Source organism: Streptomyces sp. NPDC030991 (assembly GCF_055571235.1).
In genome coordinates, this window is sequence record NZ_JBVIFR010000005.1 from 179495 (window position 1) to 195476 (window position 15982).

Sequence of the window (15982 nt, forward strand, 5' to 3'; positions counted from 1 at the left end):
GTCCCCCCAGGATCGTGTGCTGAGACGTTCCGCACGGCGGCCGGCAGGGTCGGGGCTGCGGCGTCATCCCCGCGTCGCGGTGCGGCGGGCGTAGGCGCGGGCGGCGCGGGCGCGGTCGCCGCAGCGGGTGGAGCACCACTGGCGGCGGCCGTGCTTGAGCAGGAAGCGGGTGCAGGGCGGGGAGGCGCAGGCGGTCAGGCGGGCGGCGTCGGGTGAGGTGAGCAGGTCGGCGGCGTCGGCCGCGATGGCTGCCAGGGCGTGCTCGACGATCGCGGTGGTGGGGTGGGGTGCGGCGCGGTAGGGGCCGGTCTTCTCGTCCCACCGCAACAGCGACGCGGTCGGGACGCGAGTCATCGCGTCGTTGATCGCTGTGACGGCGGCGGGCAGGGCGGGTTGCTCGGTGACGCGGGAGGCCAGGAGGGACCTGACCTGTTCGCGCAGTGAGCGCAGCTGTGTCGCGCACGCCTCCGCCAAGCCGGCGTCGGCCGGGGCGAGTTCATGCCGTGCCAGCCACTGCTCGGCCCGCGCCGGGGTGCCCAGGAGGTCGGCCGTGTGCCCGCCGGGCAGCGCGACGGCGCTGTTGGCCAGGGCCAGGGCTGGGTGCTCCGTCTCCCCCGGCGCCGACGGGAGGGCGGCTTGTTCCATCACGAGCTCTTCCATGCTTCTCATGGTACGGGTTGCGTTCATCCGTGAGGCGCGCCTACAGTCGACTCACGTTTGACGAGCCATCTATCCGTGAGGAACTTCTTCCGTGACTTCCCCGTCCGTGCAGACCTCCCCGTTCCCCGTTCGGGTCTTCGGCGGCCCCACCGCCCTCTTCGACTACGCCGGCCTGCGTTTTCTCACCGATCCGACCTTCGACGGCCCCGGCGACCACCCGGCGCCGGCCGTCGTGCTGACCAAGACGGCAGGGCCTGACGGCAGCCCGGCCGATCTCGGCCGCGTCGACGTGGTCCTCCTCTCGCACGACGAGCACGCCGACAACCTCGACACCTCCGGCCGGGCCCTGCTCACCGACGTCCCTCTGACGCTCACCACCCCCGGCGGCGGCGAACGTCTCGGAGAGGCGGCCACCGGCCTCGCCGACTGGCAGTCGGTCGAGCTCGAGCGCCGGGACGGCGGGCCCGGCACGGTCACCGTGACCGGTGTGCCCGCCATCCACGGACCCGGGAAGCGCGAGGAGGTCGAGCCGGTCTGCGGCCAGGTCGTGGGGTTCGTCCTGTCCGGCGAGGGACTGCCCACCGTCTACGTCAGCGGCGACAACGCCTCCCTCGGCGCGGTCAAGGAGATCGCCGAGCGCTTCGCCCCGGTGGACACCGCCCTCCTCTTCGCCGGAGCGCCCCGCTTCCCCGATCTCTTCGGCGGCGGGCTGATCGTCCTGGACAGCGCCCAGGCCGCCCAGGCCGCGAAGATCCTCGACGCCGCCCGCGTGGTCCCCGTCCACTACGACAGCTGGGCCCACTTCACCGAGGGCGGCGACGAGCTCGTCGCCGCCTTCGCCACCGCCGGGCTTACCGACCGCCTCGACTTCGGCGTCCGCGGCTGACCCCAGGCGCGCCCACCCCGTACACCGGACACGGTCGTGCGCCGGCCGACACAGGCACCCCGCCGCTGCCGGTCTGCGCCCGGCCCCCCACGCGTGATCGCCCGTTGCGGCAGCCGCTTTCGCGTATGCCGCAACGGGCGATCAGTGCCTGCCGCTGTCGTCAGCTCATGACAGGGCCAGACCGCTGGTGAAGCCGCCCACGAGGCAGATCGCCCAAGCGGTCGGTGCGTTCCACAGCACGGTGGCGGCGAGGGCGGCCACCGCTGGAACGATCACTCCGACGAACAGGGTGCCGACGATGGGGCCCCAGCTCATGTCCTGCCCGGCGAGCGCCCATCCGACGACAGCCGCCGCCAGGGCCGCGGCCACGTGGCCGTACCGATAGTCGGTCAGCTCAGGCCAGTTGGAGGGGCGCTCCTGGCGGCGGCGCACCAAGCGGTACCGGATCAGGACGCCCAGCTCCGCCAGCAGGACGGCTGTTGCGATGACGTTGAGCAACGTGGATCTCCGGTGGTCAGAACTTGCAGTACTTCTTGATGCCGTCGATACCGATGAGCGTCCCGACCATCTTGCGGAAGGAGAGCTTCATCTTGCGACGCTTGGAGTAGTTGTAGATCAGCTTGGCGACCTTCTTGAAACCGATCTTCTTGGCCAGGCGGATCGCGGTGATCACACGGTATGTCGATCCCGACGGGGTGAAGGTGAGGGCGATCGGGGCGATACCCCGCACGGCGCAGTTGAAGATCTTCTTGGTGGTGGACCACCAGGAGGGGTCGATGACGATGGGGAAGGCACTGTTGCTGTCGAACTCGACGTGCTGCACCAGTTTGTTACCCACGACCTTGTAGCTGGTGGGTACATCGTTGCCGTTGGCGTCCTTGGCCCAGGGGGCTTCGAAGAAGCCGGCAGGCTCCTTGGTGGGTGCCTTTGAGGTGTCCTCGTCGCCTTCGGAGTAGAGCGAGACAGACCCGTCCTCTTCGTGGACGACAGCCTTCATGCCGGCCGGGATGGTGTAGCCGGTCTCGTAGTCGTGCGGCGCGGAGGCGTTCTTGATGATGGTCAGGGTGCGCGATCCGCCGTCGACGGTCGGCTGGACCACGGTGTCGACCGCACCGCTGGATGTGTACACCACGTTGCCGCCCACCTGGGTTCCCTTGGATGTCGCCCCGGGGATGGTGAGCTTGGTGGGCATCTGTTCGTTCTGGACGTCCACGGGCTTGTTCTGGCCGTCCCACGGCACGCGGACGGTGTTCTCCTCCGTGGCGGCGATGGAGGCGTAGGTGTCGTCGGAGGACGTGGCCGCGGTGACGTCCGCCGCCTCCGAGTACAGGTTGGCCAGGCCCAGCGTGTTCTCGGCGTCCGTCGGCTTCCACGCGGTGTCGACGTAGAACTTCACCGACGGAGACCAGCCGGTGGCGTAGTGGGTGCCGTCGAACGCAGTGGTGCGGAAGCTGTACGTCCTACCGGAGGTGAGCTTGCCGGCGGGCACCTTGATGGAGGCGGTGGTGTTGGACGGCACCTCTTCCGAGTTGACGGTGGCGACCACCTTGCCGGTGGCGTCGTCGGTGATCTGGAAGGTGCCCTGAACACTGTCGTCGGCGTTGCTGTCGGTCATCGAAGCGCGCAGCGTGGGGGTGGTGGAGTCCACCTTGAAGATGCCGCCGCTGGAGATGAACGGTGTGCCGGCCTGGAGGTTGCTCCCCGCGCCGGGCCGGTAGTTGTGGGTGACTTCGAGGGTGGGGATCTTGTCCTGGTCGGTGGCGTTGGCCGAGTAGAAGCGCTTCCACCCGTAGGTGTCGGCTTCATCGACCGCCTTGAGGGCCACCGAGCCGGTGTCGGCCTTCGCGGATGCCCAGGTCTGGGCGAGCTTCGTGACGTCCGCGTTGACCCAGCCGGGGCTGGTGGCGGGCTTGGTCTCGGTGGAGGTGGCGATCTTCTCCGTCATGGCCGGCTGCTTGGTCCAACGGGTGTTCCGGTCCGCGGGATCGGCCGCCCAGACCTCCCAGCCACGTGCCTCGGCAGACCACGAGTGGTAGTTCCACAGCTTCAGATTCGCCTTCGACACCAGGGAGTCCGCGAAGGGCGAGGTCCTGAAGGTGACGAAGGACCGGGCGATGCGCTTGGTGCTGCCCTCGTAGTCACCGGGCCAGCCGAGCTTGAGGTCGGTGTTCGCCGACTGGTCGGTGGTGTCGCCGCCTTGGACGAAGGTGTCGAACAGTACGTCCAGCGCGTCGGCCGCGGGGTCGATCGTCACCGGGTACTGCGTCTTGGGATCGTTGAGCCAATCGGCGTCCGGGGTCAGGGTGAGCGTGACGGTATTGCCGTCCTGGCTCATCTCCGTGTCGACGCGACGGCTGTTGGTCCGCTCGAACGACCGGGAATCGCGCCGGCTGTCCCACATGGTCGGAGCGGGCATCACCGCGGTCCTCTCACCGGAGGAGTCGCTGAAGGTGACCGACCCGTCAGGGTTCTGCCGGGCCTTGGTGCCGTCGGGGACGGTCATCGGAACGACCATCGGTGCGCCGTCCTTCGGCACCTCGTTGAGGCGCAGGAACTGCTCGAAGCCCGTACGGGTGGCCTCGACGATCAGGTCACCTTCGGGAACGGCGTCCTTGTAGGTGGCCCGGTTTCCGTCCAGTCGGGGGGCCGGCAGCCCGCCCTTCCACTGAAGGGCGATCTTGCCCTGCCCCTGTCCGATGGACACCAGGTCATTCGCCTGTGCCGGGGCTGCTTCCGCCACGGCTGCCAGCGACTTGGCCGGCGTGCCCTCTTTGCCGGCCAGCTTCAGGTTCTCAGGGTGGGCCACGGCCTCGACGCCACCGCCGGCCGAGCGCTTGAGGTCGACATCGACGTCGACCCATTTCCCGTCGCGCACCATGCGAACGGGGCCGGCGGCCACCTCGGTCGTCAACGTGCCGTCGGGGTTCGCGTACACCGTGTCCGTCTCGGTCCGCATCTGCAGGACCTCCACCCGGCGCCCCTGCGTCTTGGCGGCCTCCAGCGCCGCCTCCACCGTCTCGGCCTCCGTGATGGGATGAGCATCGAGGGCCGCGAGCGTCCGCTCCAACTGTGTGGCGACGGAGTCGATCTCCTTCTCCGCGGCGTTCGGCTTCCCCACTGCCGTGGCGACGTTGGGGGTGGAGACAAGCACCGCCCCTGCGGTCAGGACGGCTATGCCGGCGGTGCCTATGGGCCAGACACGCCAAGTGCTCTTCATTCGTGCTGCTTTCCGATACACAGCCCCGCACGCCCCGAAGCGCGTCGCACGGGCTGTTTTGTTCTTTACAACTCCCATACAATCACACGTTCCGGGCCGGTGATCTCCACGCCCACGCCGATGACCAGGACATATACCGAAGTCTGTGTGGAGTACTCGTGGCTGTTGTGTCCTCGTGGCGGTGGGCCTGCCCGGCCGTCCGGCCCGGTCGAAGCTGAACCGAACGGTTACAGCCAGCCCTTGTCCCGCGCGGTCCGTACCGCCTCCGCACGATTGCGGACCGCCAGTTTCTGGATCGCCACGGACAGGTAGTTGCGGACCGTGCCCTGTGACAGATGCAGGGCTGCGGCCAGTTCGGCGTTGGTGCGGCCGTCCGCCGCCGCGCGGAGCACCTCGCGCTCGCGATCCGACAGCGGATTGGCGCCCTCCGCGAGGGCCGCCGCGGCGAGCGTGGGGTCGATGACGCGGTCGCCCGCGAGGACTCTGCGGACGGCTTCGGCGAGTTGGGCCGCGGGGGCGTCCTTCACCAGGAACGCCCTGGCGCCCGCCTCCATGGCGCTGCGCAGATAACCGGGGCGGCCGAACGTGGTGAGGACGACCACCTTCAACTCCGGCAGTTCCGCGCGGAGTCGGGCCGCCGCCTCGATGCCCGTGCAGCCCGGCATCTCGATGTCGAGCAGGGCCACGTCCGGCCGGTGCGCGAGGGCGGCGGCCAGCACCTCGTCGCCGCGTGCCACCTGCGCGACGACCTCGATGTCCGGCTCGAGGCCGAGCAGCGCGGCGAGCGCCTCACGGACCATCGACTGGTCCTCGGCGAGCAGCACCCTGATCCCGTCGCCCTTGCCGTTCTCCGTGCTCATGCGGCGGATCCTACGGAGGCGGCCGGGACCCGGGCCACCAGGCGGAAGCCGCGCGCGGGCGCGGTCCCTGTCTCCAGGGTGCCGCCGACCGCGGCCAGGCGTTCGGCGAGGCCGTTCAGGCCGTTGCCGGGCGGCGCACCGGACGGGCCCGCGCCGTCGTCCTCGACGCTCAGCTCGACGACCGGCCCGCCGAGGGTCTCGCGCCGGGTGACGGTGACCGTGCAGCGGCGCGCCCCGCTGTGCCGTACGACGTTGGTGACGGCCTCGCGCAGCGTCCAGGCGAGGGTCGCCTCGGCCGTCCCGGGCAGGTTGGGAACGTCGGCGGGCACCTCCGCCGCGATGCCCGCTGCCGTCAACACCGCCTGTGCGCCGGCGAGTTCGGCGGCCAGCCGGGGTCTGCGGTACCCGGTGACGGCCTCGCGCACGTCGACGAGTGCCTGGCGGCTCACCTTCTCGATGTCGGCGACCTGGTCGGCCGCCTTGCCGGGGTGGTCGGGCAGCATGCGGCCCGCGAGTTCACTCTTGAGGGTGATGAGCGAGAGGGAGTGGCCGAGGAGGTCGTGCAGGTCGCGGGCGAGCCGCAGCCGCTCCTCGTTCGCGGCGAGCTGGGCTACCTGAGCGCGGGCTTCGCGCAACTCGCGGGTCGTACGGACCAGTTCGCGCACCCCGATCATGGAGAAGCCGCCCAGCAGCGTGGGGATGAGGAGCCAGTACTGCGGGTCGGCACCGAGCAGCAGCCCGGTGGCGATCAGCGCGGCCGTCGTCGCCAGGATCGCCGTACGGGTCCACTTCAGCGGGAGTACGGCGCCGCAGGCCACGGAGACGTACACGAACAGGACCAGCCACTCGTCCCCCAGCGTGAGGGGCAGGGCGATGGCGAAGACTGCCAGCACGGTCAGGCAGCCGCGGACCACGACCGGCTCCGTCGGCCTGCCGGTCTGCCGCAGGACGAGGCCCACGTAGCAGCCGGCGAACGCCACGAGCCCCAGCCAGCCGAGGACCGTGCCCACCGGGGCGTGGTCGTCCCGCAGCAGGTCGGCGACCGGGCTGCCGAGGAAGGCGAGCCACATCGCGATCCACACCAGTTTCACGTAGGACTCACGGCGGGTCTCCGGCGGTCTGCCGATCCCCGGGACCTCGGGCGGACCGTCCATCTGCGTGCTCACGCCTTCAACGTGTCCTTCCGGTACAGCCAGGCCGCGCCGCCCGCGAAGAGCAGGAAGTACACGACGATCAGCATGACGTCCTTGCCGTGCGGCGCGTTCCCCAGCTCGATGGCCCGGCCCAGAGCGGCGTAGGCGTGCGTGGGCAGCCATGCGGCGATGTTCTGCAGCCACTGCGGGAACGTCGTGGTCGGCATCCACAGGCCGCCCAGGATGGAGAGACCGAAGTAGACGATCATCGTGATCGGGCGGACGGCGTCGCCGGACGCGAGGTAACCGATGGCGACCCCGAGCGCGGCGAAGCAGAGGCTGCCCGCCCAGATCGCGCCAGTGAGCGCGAGCCACTGCCAGGCGTCGAGACGTACGTCCTTGAAGGTGGCGGCCACGACGAAGACGATCACGATTGAGGGCAGGGAGACGACCGCGGCACTCGCCGTCTTCGCCAGTACGTAGCCACGGCCCGGCAGCGTCGTCAGCCTCAACTGCCGTACCCAGCCGCTCTCCCGCTCCTTCGCGATGCGCTCGCTGTTGCCCATGAGCACGGCTGTGAGGGCGCCGAAGGAGGCCATGGAGACCATCATGAACGCGGGTAGGTTCAGGCCCGTGCCGTCGACGATCGTGGTGCTGTCGGCGCTGCCCGCGATCAGCAGGAACAGGACCGACGGGTAGATCACTGAGAAGAACAGGAACTTCTTGTTGCGCAGGGCGCGGGTGATCTCCAGCTTGATGAGGCTGTTCACGCTGCGTTCGCCTCCTCGGCGGCTTCTTCCGCTGTGGTGATGGCCACGAAGGCCTGCTCGAGACCGAGTCCGGCGACCTCGAGGTTGCGCGGGTAGACACCGAGCCCGTAGAGCGCGTGCACGGTCGCGTCGGCGTCGGTGGACTGGATGCGGACGGTCTGGCCCGAGATGTCCACGGCGGTGAGGAACGGCAGCGCCTTGATGGCGGCGGCGTCGATCTCGCCCTCCAGGTCGAAGGAGACCTTGCGGGCACCCGCCTTCGCCTTGATCTCCGCAGCCGTCCCGTCGGCGAGGAGGCGGCCGCGGTGCAGCACGAGGACGCGGTCGGCGATCGCGTCGGCCTCCTCCAGGTAGTGCGTGGCGAACAGCACGGTGCGGCCCTGGTCGGCCTGCTCCCGCATGGTCGCCCAGAACGCCTGGCGGGCCGAGACGTCCATACCGGTCGTCGGCTCGTCGAGGACGATGAGGTCGCTGTCGCCCGCCGTGGCAAGGGCGAAGCGGACGCGCTGCTCCTGGCCGCCGGAGAGCTTGTTGACCCTCCGGTCGGCGATCTGGGTGACGCCGGCCCTGGCCAGCACGTCATCGGCCCGGTACGGCTTGGGGTGCAGGGCGCAGGCCAGCCGGACCAGCTCCCGCACGGTCACCTCGTCCATCAGCCCGCCACTCTGCAGCATGGCACCGACCCGGCCCTGGACGATCGCGTCGCGCGGGGCGACGCCGAAGACCCGGACGTCGCCACTGTCCGCGGGGCGCAGGCCGAGCAGCAGGTCGAGGGCGGTGGACTTGCCCGCGCCGTTGGGGCCGAGCAGAGCGACGGTCTCCCCCGGGTGCAGGGTGAGGCTGAGGCCGTCGACGGCCTTGACGGCGCCGTAGGACTTCGTCACGGCGGCGAAGGTGACCGCTGCGTCTGTGTTCATGCCGCCCATCGTCGCCGGTCGGCGGGGCCGGGTGGCAGTGTCCGGCGTCGCGAGTCCCGCATGACATCTGTCATGCGGGACCCGTGACGGGTGCTCTTGCCGGCGTTCGTCTCGATCGTCGCGGTGCACTCGGCAGGGGTCTTGCCCAGCAGGGCTCCACCCATGGCCGTGGCGACGTTCGGTCGGCTGGACCGGGTCCCTTAAGACCCGTCGGCGTCGCGAGGCAGCAGCGGCCGGTGTGTGGCTGAGTTGCGGTGAGGGTGAGCGGAAGAGGGCTGTCTCGTCGCGGCGCCTCCCGCTCCGGAGCGGGCTTTCAGCGCAGGCTCGTCAGGAAGTCGACGATCGCCTTGTTGGTGGTGGCAGGTGCGGACAGATGCGGGCAGTGCCCGGTCGCGTCGAGTGTGACGAGTCGCGAACCGGGGATCGCCCGGTGGACGAAGGCGCCCACTTCCCGCGGCGCGATCGCGTCCTGGGTGCACTCCAGCACCAGCGTCGGCACGCGAACACTCTTGAGGTCGTCGCGGGAGTCCGAGAGGAACGTGGTCTGGGCGAAGACGCGCGCCATGGACGGATCGGTGGCGCAGAAACTGTTCTTGAGCTCTTCGCCGAGTTCGGGCCGGTCCTCGTTGCCCATGATCACCGGCGCCATGACGGACGACCAGCCCAGGTAGTTCGACTCCAGCGACTCCAGCAGTTCCTCGATGTCGGACGCGCTGAAGCCGCCCCGGTAGCCATCGTCGTCGATGTACCGCGGGGACGGGGCCACCATGACCAGGGCCCCGATACGGTCCGCGGCCCTCCCGGCCGCCAGTACGCCGATCATGGCGCTGACCGAGTGCCCCACGAAGACGGCGTCGCGCAGATCGAGCGCTTCGCACATCTCCACGACGTCCTGGGCGTAGCCGTCCAGGGAGGCGTAGCGTTCCGCGGTGAACGCGGTCAGGTCCGAGCGGCCCGAGCCCACGTAGTCGAAGAGCACGACCCGGTACTCGTCGGCCAGTGCGGGCACGGTGAGGCGCCACATGTTCTGGTCACAGCCGAACCCGTGGGCCAGCACGACGGTGCGGCCCTCCGGGTTGCCGGTGACGGTGACGTTGTTCCGCTGCGTGACCTGCGCAGCGGTCAGGACCCGCCCACTCGCCGAGTCGGCCCGAACCATTTTCCGTTCCCTTTCCATAGGTCCCAGTTCTGCATGAAGACGCCATGTGCGCGCGGCGGGTGCCGTCGGCGGGCCGGCCTCGGATGCCAGACGGCGGCCCCGCCTCTTCCCTCTCTTGTTGCGCGCGTGGAGAGGGGCCCTGGCGCCACACGGCCCCAGGGCCCCTGAAAGAGCTGCTGCACCAACGGCCGACCCGGACGGCGCACCGGCCTTCCTTGTCCGTCCGTCCGCCCGCCTGCCGGGCCTTCTCCCAGCTCGGCTACGGCAGAAACCATAACCACAGCACAGTCCAATGTCTACTTCGGCGAACATAGATTTACGGGTACAGAATGCGAAGATATTCGTCAGCTCGTGGGTTGGGGAGGTGCTGGACGGGGCAGAACCGGCGGGTACACCGGACCCGCCGTACACAGGCCGACAGATACCAGGGTGAACCTCATGGAACTGACATGCCCCGGCGCCACGAGCACCCTCGACACCGACGCCAACACCGTCGCCGACGCGCGTGAGGCCACGCGAGCCTTCCTCGGCGCCCTGCGGCAGCCGCCGGTCAGCGCGGACGCGGCCGACACCATCGTGCTGATCGTCTCCGAACTCGTCACCAACGCCCTGCGCCACGGCGGCGGCAGCTACACCCTTCGTCTGACCGCCCACCCCGACGTCATCGAGGTGGCCGTCGACGACCCCAGCCCGCAACCGCCGCGCCATCGCACTCCGGACCTCAGCCACGGCACCGGGGGCTTCGGCTGGGACATGGTCAACCGCCTCGCCCGTACCACCACGGTCACCCGCCGCCCCCACGGAGGAAAAACGGTGTCCGCGCTCCTCCCCCTCTAGCGACAGGCCACCTCATCCCGCGCCCCCGCCGCACACCCGTCGGACGTAGACCCGGTTCCGGAACCGGGCCCGGAACCGGGTCGGACGGCTGGGAGCTTCAGCAGCTCGCCACCGGTGTCGCACCGCGCGGTGCTGATCCGTTCCTCTGGGGCGGGTCGGTTCACCGTAGGGGGCATGACAAGCTCGCAGGCGGGCACTTGGGCGGGGGAAACAGGAGGTCACATGTCATTCGCCGCGTTGGCCGGCTTGGCCTACACAGGCATGCCGCTGTGGGGGTGGCTGATCTTGATCATGGCTGCCGCCGCGGTCGTCGTCGCGTCCCGTCGACGATACTGATCGGCCCAGCACCCCGAGCACGGCGTTGACCAGCTACGCCCCCGCAGGCCAGTGAGCTGCGCCCGACCGATCAGAACCGCACGGGCGAACTACTGAAGGCCGTGCTGTGGAGTTGAAGATGATCGGCCGCAGCCGCACCGCCGATGTCTACGCCCTCGCCGCGATCGACGGCGACGAGCGAATCCCGGCCCCGCCACCAACTGACCGACAGAGCCCGCATCGCAGGTACGGGCTCGCACCCCCTGGGGTCCAGGGACCCGACGGCCGCGCCAGTGGGCTTGGTAACGGTCCTGGCCACCGGAAATCCGCAAGCATTCGTACGGCGAACCTGATCGAAACCGCCTCGTCAAGTGGACAGATTCATGCCCGGGGGTGATCGTGTCCCGGTCGGGCGGTGACCCGGTGACGGGCGCCCGCCGCGCGTCCCACCCCCCACGCCAGGGTCAACGCCGCCACCACGATGGCCAGGCCGATCGGCGAACCAGTCGGCATCACGGTCCAGGGCAGGCCCGCGAGAAGGACAGCCAGGACATGGCGGAGGCGGCAGCCCCGTGCGGCGGTGCGCAGTGCCAACACCAGCATGACGGGACCGAGTTGACCGATCATGCCGGCGCCGAGCGTACTCACCCCGGCCAGTGCCACCGGGAAGGCGGGCAGCCACGTGAGCATGGCGAGAGCCGGGGCCAAGTGCCGGTCGGTCCTGGCCGGAGCGGCGGCCCCGGGCATCAGCACCACCACCGCCAGCAACGGCAACAGCCACGCGGAAGCGTGCACCTGGGCGACGAGCAACACCACGGGCAGCGCGCTGAGCACCCGGGCGAGCGGCCAGCGGCCCGCACAGGCCAGTGCTCCGGCCGCCAGCGTGGCCAGGAGCACCACCAGCGCGCCGGCGGAAGGGAGTGCGGCCGTGTTGCCGTCCCTGATCACGTCGACTGCCGCCCAGGTCAGTCGGGCACCGGCGAGCGAGACGGCTGCCGCCAGCGCGTACGGGGCGGCGGCCAGGGTGAAGCGGCCCAGCAACTGGTGGGAGGTGAGGGCGGTGCGCACGCGCAGGGCGTGGGCGGCGATGTCCCACTCCTCGCGGCGCCGGACCCCTGCGTCCGCGCCGTCGGTGGCATCGCGGTACATCTGCGTGATCTCGACGCCGTGCGTGGCGCGATAGCGGCGCGGATACAACCAGAGGACGCGCGGGGCGGGCCGAGAGCCCTTCGAGTCCGCCGGGTTCGTCATATCTGCCATGTCCGTCATGCGAGGGCCCCCGCGGCATCGTTGACGGCGCCCTTCTTGAGGCGGCGGGTGGCCTCACGAGCGGTGGCGGCCAGGCGCCGCGCCTCGACGGCCAGCGTCCGACGGCCCATCGCGGTCAACGTGTAGGTGCGGCGCAGTCGGCCGTCGACCCGCTCCTCGGCGAAGACCTCGACGAGCCCTTCGTACTGCAGGCGCTCCAAAGCGCCGTACAGCGTGCCGGTGCGCAGCTTCACCCGGCCCCCGGAGATCTCCATGACCTCCTGGCCCAACGCGTAACCGTGACGGGGCGCGTCCGCCAGAGCGGTGAGGATGAGCAGGGTCGGTTCCTGCAAGGATTTCTTGCGATCAGCATCAGCCATAACCGGAACCATAGTCCATTCAACGGACTATGAAGGACGCGTTGCTCCGACCCGGCTCAGGGCCCGTCCGGGTCCTGGGTGAGAGCGGAGACGATGGCGGCGCGTACGGCGTGGCGGTCGAGGGTGGCGATACGACGGACGCCCGTTCCTCCCGGGGCGCAGACCTTCTCGCGGAGGGTGGCCACCTCGTCGGTGTCTGCCCGGAGCCAGGCGGCACTGCCGGTGATCACGTGAGTGACGATCTCACGAGCCAGCTCGCGGGGAACGCCCCGGACGGCGCCCGCTTCGATCATCGCGTCCGCAAGGTAGAAGACATAGGCGGGGCCGCCGCTGCTGAGAGGGCTCAGCACATCGTGCTGCTCCTCGGCGATCCGCAGAACGTTTCCGGACCGCTCGAAGAAGCCCGCGACCGCGTCGGCCTGGTCCGCCGAGCAGGACGCACCGGGGGTGAGCAGCGTCAGACCGTGCCCGGCCCGCGCGGTCAGGCTCGGCATGGCCCGGGCGGCGGCCACTCCGCCGGGCAGCAGACCCTCCAGATCGGCGAGGGTGATGCCGTCGGCGAGTGAGACGACCACGGCCCCGTCCTGCAACTGCCCGGCGATCTCGGCCAGCACATCCGTCAGACCCGCGGGTGGTACGGCCAGGACGACGAGCCGGGCGTTCGAGGCGGCCGTCGCGTTGTCGGTCGTCCCGTGCACCGCGTACGAGGCTGTCAGGGCGTCGACGTGCTCCTGGCTCCGCGCGGCGATCCACACGTCGTCCGGATCGAGACCTCCGGTCAGCGCTCCAGTCAGGAGCGCCTCGCCCATCGCGCCCACGCCGAGGAACGCGACCACTTGCCGTGCCGTGCCCATATGACTCCGCCTTGTCCGTGTCGACGCCCGTGTCGACGTTGCTCCCGGTGCGCCCGGGTAATGCCGCGCGAAGGCCGGCCACCGCACCGAGGCAAAGGCATGCGCTCGACTGCCCCCTATTCCACCCGGCCCGCTTCGCCGTCGCACACTGGAGAGAACCGTCCGGAGTACGCGGGACCTGAAAGCGCGAGACGCCCATCGGCGAACGTCGCGGCAGCCCCATCACCCGCGGCCGGCAGGCGGACGACACGATCCGAGCCGATCGGTTGATGCCCGATGGGTCGCGTTCAGCCGATGATGGGGGCAACGACCAATCCGCCCCAGCTACGAAGGAAGCGCCATGGGTCTCTTCTCCCGCATGCACGAGCGGACCGCACGGAAGATGGACGAGTCACGCGCGAAAGCCTACGAGAAGGCTGTCGCCCAGGGCGCCACGGAACAGGATGCGGCCGCGGCGGGGGAACGAGCCGCGCGGCGCCGTCGTCGTAGGCGTCGCTCCCTGTCGATGTAGGACCTGGTGACCGACCGCAGGAGGGCCTGAAGGCGTAGGCAGGGCGCGCCGTCCCTCACCCGCGCCACGCCCTCCTGACGTCAGGGACGCATGATCGCCTTGACGACGCCTTCGGACCGCTGGTCGAACGCGTTGTAGAGGTGGGGGGCGTCCTCAAGGGCCCCGTGATGGGTGATGACTTTTTCCGGGTGGGCCCGGCCGTCGAGGATCAGGTCGCGCAGGAGGCGGGTGTAGCGGCGGTCGTGGGTGCGGCCGAAGCCGACGTGGATGCCCTTGTCGAAGAGCGTGGCCCAGGGGACCCGCAGGGTCCCGTCCGCGTGACCGTTCGGGGCGGGATCCAGGTCCTTGGCCGCGAAGACTCCGGCGATGCCCAGTGCGCCTGCCGGATTCACGAGGCGGGCCAGGTCGGCGATGACCTGGCCGGGGTTCTCGGACGGGTCGCTGTGCTGCGTGGACATACGGTCCAGGGCCTGGAACCCCACCGCGTCGATGCCGCAGTCCACACCGTCCATGTGCTTCTCGCCCGGAGGCAGCCCTTGAGCTGCCCGGTGGGCGCGGATCTGTTCGACCGGGTCGCTCACAGTGAAATCGACGGGCACGGCACCGAACCCGGCTGCGATCGAGAGCCGTTCGGGGATGTGATCCACGACGTAGACCTGGCCGGCGCCGCGGATCATCGCGGCGTGGGCGGCGAGGAGGCCGACGGTGCCGGCCCCGAACACCGCGACGCTCCGCCCGGGCCGCACCCGGGCGAGTTCGGTGGCGTGCCAGCCTGTGACGAAAGCGTCCGCGAGCAGGACGAAGGCGTCCTCGTGGCAGTCGCCCGGAGTGCCGGGCAGCGGCACACAGTTGGCGTCGGCGAAGGGCACGCGCAGGAGTTCGGCCTGGGCGCCCCGGTACGGTCCCATGCCTGCGTATCCATAGGCCGCGCCGAAGGAACCGGGGCGGATACGACTGCATGCCGCGGTCAGCCCCTGAGCGCACTGGGGGCACGTACCGCAGTACAGGTGGGTGGGCAGGACGACCCGGTCGCCCTCGGCAACGGCGGTGACTGCCGAGCCCGTTCGCTCGACCGTGCCCAGGGGCTCATGGCCCAGCACCAGGCCGGGTTCCGCGCCGATACGGCCGTCGTACATGTGCAGATCGGTGCCGCACAGCGCGCTGGAGGTGATGCGCACGACGACGTCCGTGGGTTGCTCGATCTCCGGATCGGGGACGTCGCGCACGGATACGGTGCGCGGGCCGTCATAGACCACTGCCTTCATCGGGACGTCCTTCCACCAGCGGTCCGGCCCCGTCGTGGGGGTCCTGGTGAGGCCCGCGGCCGCGTGCCCAGCCTCAGGAGCTGTACCCCGGCAGCGGCCGGCCTGCGCCGTAGGCCACTCCCATGATCAGGTGGAGGGCCGGTGTCCGCGAGTCCGGGAGTGACGGAGAGCCGCGCGGCGGGGCGGGCCGTGCGCGAGGGTCGTGTCAGCGGACGACGTCGAACACGTTCTTCTGCAGGCCGTTGGCGAACGCCTCGTGCTCAACCAGCTTCAGCTTCTGGGTGTCCTTGTCCGTGGCGCTGAACAGCCGCTTGCCCGCGCCGAGCAGGAGCGGGAAGACGAGCAGGTGGTAGCGGTCGATCAGGCCGGCGTCCGAGAGGTCCTGGTTCAGAGCGGCACTGCCGTGGACGATGATCGGGCCGCCCTCGGTCTCCTTCAGGGCGGCGACGTCGCCGAGCGAGCGCAGGATCGTCGTCTCGCCCCAGTTCGTCACCAGGTCGTCCTCGGTGAGGGTGGTGGAGACGACGTACTTCGGCATCGTCTTGTAGTCGGCGAATTCCGCCATGTCCGGCCACACCGGGCTGAACGCCTCGTAGCTGGTCCGGCCCATCAGCATCGCCGCGGCTTCCTGCTGCTCGCGGCCCTTGATCTCGAACGCCTCGGGCAGGAACTCGACGTCCTTGAAGGTCCAGCCGGAGTTCCGGTAGCCGGGCTCGCCGCCCGGGGCCTCCACGACGCCGTCGAGCGAGATGAAGGCAGTGCTGATCAGAGTACGCATGTACGGGTCCTCGGTATCTCGTGTCTGATTCTCGGCGGATCGGATCGGTGGACGCTCCCACCGCCCCTTCTGCTGCGGCGCATCAATCACGGTCTATGACTGATGCACATGAAGGAACTCATCGATCCGCGCCCGACACTTTTCCGGCGACCGCAACGGCCGAACCGGTGTCGAGGGCCGTGGGCGTCCCGC

At 70.0% G+C, this 15982-nt stretch carries 16 protein-coding genes; 3 read left to right on the forward strand and 13 right to left on the reverse strand.

Annotated features, from left to right (window positions below):
- Nucleotides 1-63 precede the first annotated feature (63 nt).
- Nucleotides 64-660: a CGNR zinc finger domain-containing protein gene (locus ACZ45E_RS12075; protein ID WP_468219558.1), complete on the reverse strand. Its 597-nt coding sequence runs from the start codon at nt 658-660 to the stop codon at nt 64-66.
- 91 nt (nt 661-751) lie between these two features.
- Here ACZ45E_RS12075 and ACZ45E_RS12080 point away from each other — a divergent pair, with 91 nt between their 5' ends.
- Nucleotides 752-1546 carry an MBL fold metallo-hydrolase gene (locus ACZ45E_RS12080; RefSeq protein WP_468219561.1) on the forward strand — a complete coding sequence of 265 codons (795 nt, stop codon included), beginning with the start codon at nt 752-754 and terminating at the stop codon, nt 1544-1546.
- 165 nt (nt 1547-1711) lie between these two features.
- Here ACZ45E_RS12080 and ACZ45E_RS12085 read toward each other — a convergent pair whose 3' ends face one another.
- The 7 genes from ACZ45E_RS12085 to ACZ45E_RS12115 all read right to left on the reverse strand — a co-directional run bounded on the left by ACZ45E_RS12085 (nt 1712) and on the right by ACZ45E_RS12115 (nt 9602).
- On the reverse strand, nt 1712-2044 hold the full coding sequence (locus tag ACZ45E_RS12085) for a hypothetical protein (RefSeq protein WP_468219563.1): 333 nt from the start codon (nt 2042-2044) through the stop codon (nt 1712-1714).
- A 16-nt stretch (nt 2045-2060) separates the two neighbouring features.
- On the reverse strand, nt 2061-4763 hold the full coding sequence (locus ACZ45E_RS12090) for a DNRLRE domain-containing protein (RefSeq protein WP_468219564.1): 2703 nt from the start codon (nt 4761-4763) through the stop codon (nt 2061-2063).
- Nucleotides 4764-4990: 227 nt separating this feature from the next.
- Entirely contained in the window at nt 4991-5623 is a 633-nt protein-coding gene (locus tag ACZ45E_RS12095) for a response regulator (protein WP_468219568.1), read from the reverse strand.
- Nucleotides 5620-6777, reverse strand: coding sequence for a sensor histidine kinase (locus tag ACZ45E_RS12100; protein WP_468220051.1), 1158 nt, complete (start codon nt 6775-6777; stop codon nt 5620-5622). The genes ACZ45E_RS12095 and ACZ45E_RS12100 overlap by 4 nt, the downstream gene beginning before the upstream one ends.
- An 8-nt stretch (nt 6778-6785) precedes the next feature.
- Nucleotides 6786-7526, reverse strand: a complete 741-nt coding sequence (locus tag ACZ45E_RS12105; protein ID WP_468219570.1) for an ABC transporter permease — start codon at nt 7524-7526, stop codon at nt 6786-6788.
- On the reverse strand, nt 7523-8443 hold the full coding sequence (locus ACZ45E_RS12110; protein WP_468219573.1) for an ABC transporter ATP-binding protein: 921 nt from the start codon (nt 8441-8443) through the stop codon (nt 7523-7525). The genes ACZ45E_RS12105 and ACZ45E_RS12110 overlap by 4 nt, the downstream gene beginning before the upstream one ends.
- Before the next feature lie 313 nt (nt 8444-8756).
- The gene (locus ACZ45E_RS12115; RefSeq protein WP_468219575.1) at nt 8757-9602 is read right to left on the reverse strand and encodes an alpha/beta fold hydrolase; all 846 of its coding nucleotides are present in this window, start codon (nt 9600-9602) and stop codon (nt 8757-8759) included.
- Between the two features lie 438 nt (nt 9603-10040).
- Between ACZ45E_RS12115 and ACZ45E_RS12120 the strand changes: the two genes are divergently transcribed.
- On the forward strand, nt 10041-10439 hold the full coding sequence (locus tag ACZ45E_RS12120; protein WP_468219576.1) for an ATP-binding protein: 399 nt from the start codon (nt 10041-10043) through the stop codon (nt 10437-10439).
- A 696-nt stretch (nt 10440-11135) separates the two neighbouring features.
- Here the strand turns inward: ACZ45E_RS12120 and ACZ45E_RS12125 are convergent.
- From ACZ45E_RS12125 to ACZ45E_RS12135, 3 genes are read right to left on the reverse strand one after another with little or no spacing between them, the layout of a single operon-like run.
- The gene (locus ACZ45E_RS12125; protein ID WP_468219578.1) at nt 11136-12014 is read right to left on the reverse strand and encodes a hypothetical protein; all 879 of its coding nucleotides are present in this window, start codon (nt 12012-12014) and stop codon (nt 11136-11138) included.
- A 5-nt stretch (nt 12015-12019) separates the two neighbouring features.
- Nucleotides 12020-12382 carry a PadR family transcriptional regulator gene (locus ACZ45E_RS12130; protein ID WP_468219581.1) on the reverse strand — a complete coding sequence of 121 codons (363 nt, stop codon included), beginning with the start codon at nt 12380-12382 and terminating at the stop codon, nt 12020-12022.
- A gap of 56 nt (nt 12383-12438) precedes the next feature.
- Nucleotides 12439-13236 carry a pyrroline-5-carboxylate reductase family protein gene (locus ACZ45E_RS12135; protein ID WP_468219583.1) on the reverse strand — a complete coding sequence of 266 codons (798 nt, stop codon included), beginning with the start codon at nt 13234-13236 and terminating at the stop codon, nt 12439-12441.
- 340 nt (nt 13237-13576) lie between these two features.
- On the opposite strand from ACZ45E_RS12135, the gene ACZ45E_RS12140 reads away from it, so the two are divergent.
- Entirely contained in the window at nt 13577-13747 is a 171-nt protein-coding gene (locus tag ACZ45E_RS12140) for a hypothetical protein (protein WP_468219586.1), read from the forward strand.
- Between the two features lie 80 nt (nt 13748-13827).
- Here ACZ45E_RS12140 and ACZ45E_RS12145 read toward each other — a convergent pair whose 3' ends face one another.
- Both ACZ45E_RS12145 and ACZ45E_RS12150 read right to left on the reverse strand, forming a co-directional pair.
- The gene (locus ACZ45E_RS12145) at nt 13828-15012 is read right to left on the reverse strand and encodes a glutathione-independent formaldehyde dehydrogenase (RefSeq protein WP_468219587.1); all 1185 of its coding nucleotides are present in this window, start codon (nt 15010-15012) and stop codon (nt 13828-13830) included.
- Between the two features lie 205 nt (nt 15013-15217).
- The gene (locus tag ACZ45E_RS12150) at nt 15218-15790 is read right to left on the reverse strand and encodes a dihydrofolate reductase family protein (RefSeq protein ID WP_468219590.1); all 573 of its coding nucleotides are present in this window, start codon (nt 15788-15790) and stop codon (nt 15218-15220) included.
- Nucleotides 15791-15982: the final 192 nt, after the last annotated feature.

Excerpts from the sequence above, each read along its gene's own strand:
- ACZ45E_RS12075 (WP_468219558.1), bottom strand. The coding sequence starts at position 660 with ATGGAAGAGCTCGTGATGGAACAAGCCGCCCTCCCGTCGGCGCCGGGG.
- ACZ45E_RS12090 (WP_468219564.1), bottom strand. The coding sequence starts at position 4,763 with ATGAAGAGCACTTGGCGTGTCTGGCCCATAGGCACCGCCGGCATAGCC.
- ACZ45E_RS12095 (WP_468219568.1), bottom strand. The coding sequence starts at position 5,623 with ATGAGCACGGAGAACGGCAAGGGCGACGGGATCAGGGTGCTGCTCGCC.
- ACZ45E_RS12100 (WP_468220051.1), bottom strand. The coding sequence starts at position 6,777 with ATGGACGGTCCGCCCGAGGTCCCGGGGATCGGCAGACCGCCGGAGACC.
- ACZ45E_RS12110 (WP_468219573.1), bottom strand. The coding sequence starts at position 8,443 with ATGAACACAGACGCAGCGGTCACCTTCGCCGCCGTGACGAAGTCCTAC.
- ACZ45E_RS12115 (WP_468219575.1), bottom strand. The coding sequence starts at position 9,602 with ATGGTTCGGGCCGACTCGGCGAGTGGGCGGGTCCTGACCGCTGCGCAG.
- ACZ45E_RS12120 (WP_468219576.1), top strand. The coding sequence starts at position 10,041 with ATGGAACTGACATGCCCCGGCGCCACGAGCACCCTCGACACCGACGCC.
- ACZ45E_RS12125 (WP_468219578.1), bottom strand. The coding sequence starts at position 12,014 with ATGGCAGATATGACGAACCCGGCGGACTCGAAGGGCTCTCGGCCCGCC.
- ACZ45E_RS12130 (WP_468219581.1), bottom strand. The coding sequence starts at position 12,382 with ATGGCTGATGCTGATCGCAAGAAATCCTTGCAGGAACCGACCCTGCTC.
- ACZ45E_RS12135 (WP_468219583.1), bottom strand. The coding sequence starts at position 13,236 with ATGGGCACGGCACGGCAAGTGGTCGCGTTCCTCGGCGTGGGCGCGATG.
- ACZ45E_RS12140 (WP_468219586.1), top strand. The coding sequence starts at position 13,577 with ATGGGTCTCTTCTCCCGCATGCACGAGCGGACCGCACGGAAGATGGAC.
- ACZ45E_RS12145 (WP_468219587.1), bottom strand. The coding sequence starts at position 15,012 with ATGAAGGCAGTGGTCTATGACGGCCCGCGCACCGTATCCGTGCGCGAC.
- ACZ45E_RS12150 (WP_468219590.1), bottom strand. The coding sequence starts at position 15,790 with ATGCGTACTCTGATCAGCACTGCCTTCATCTCGCTCGACGGCGTCGTG.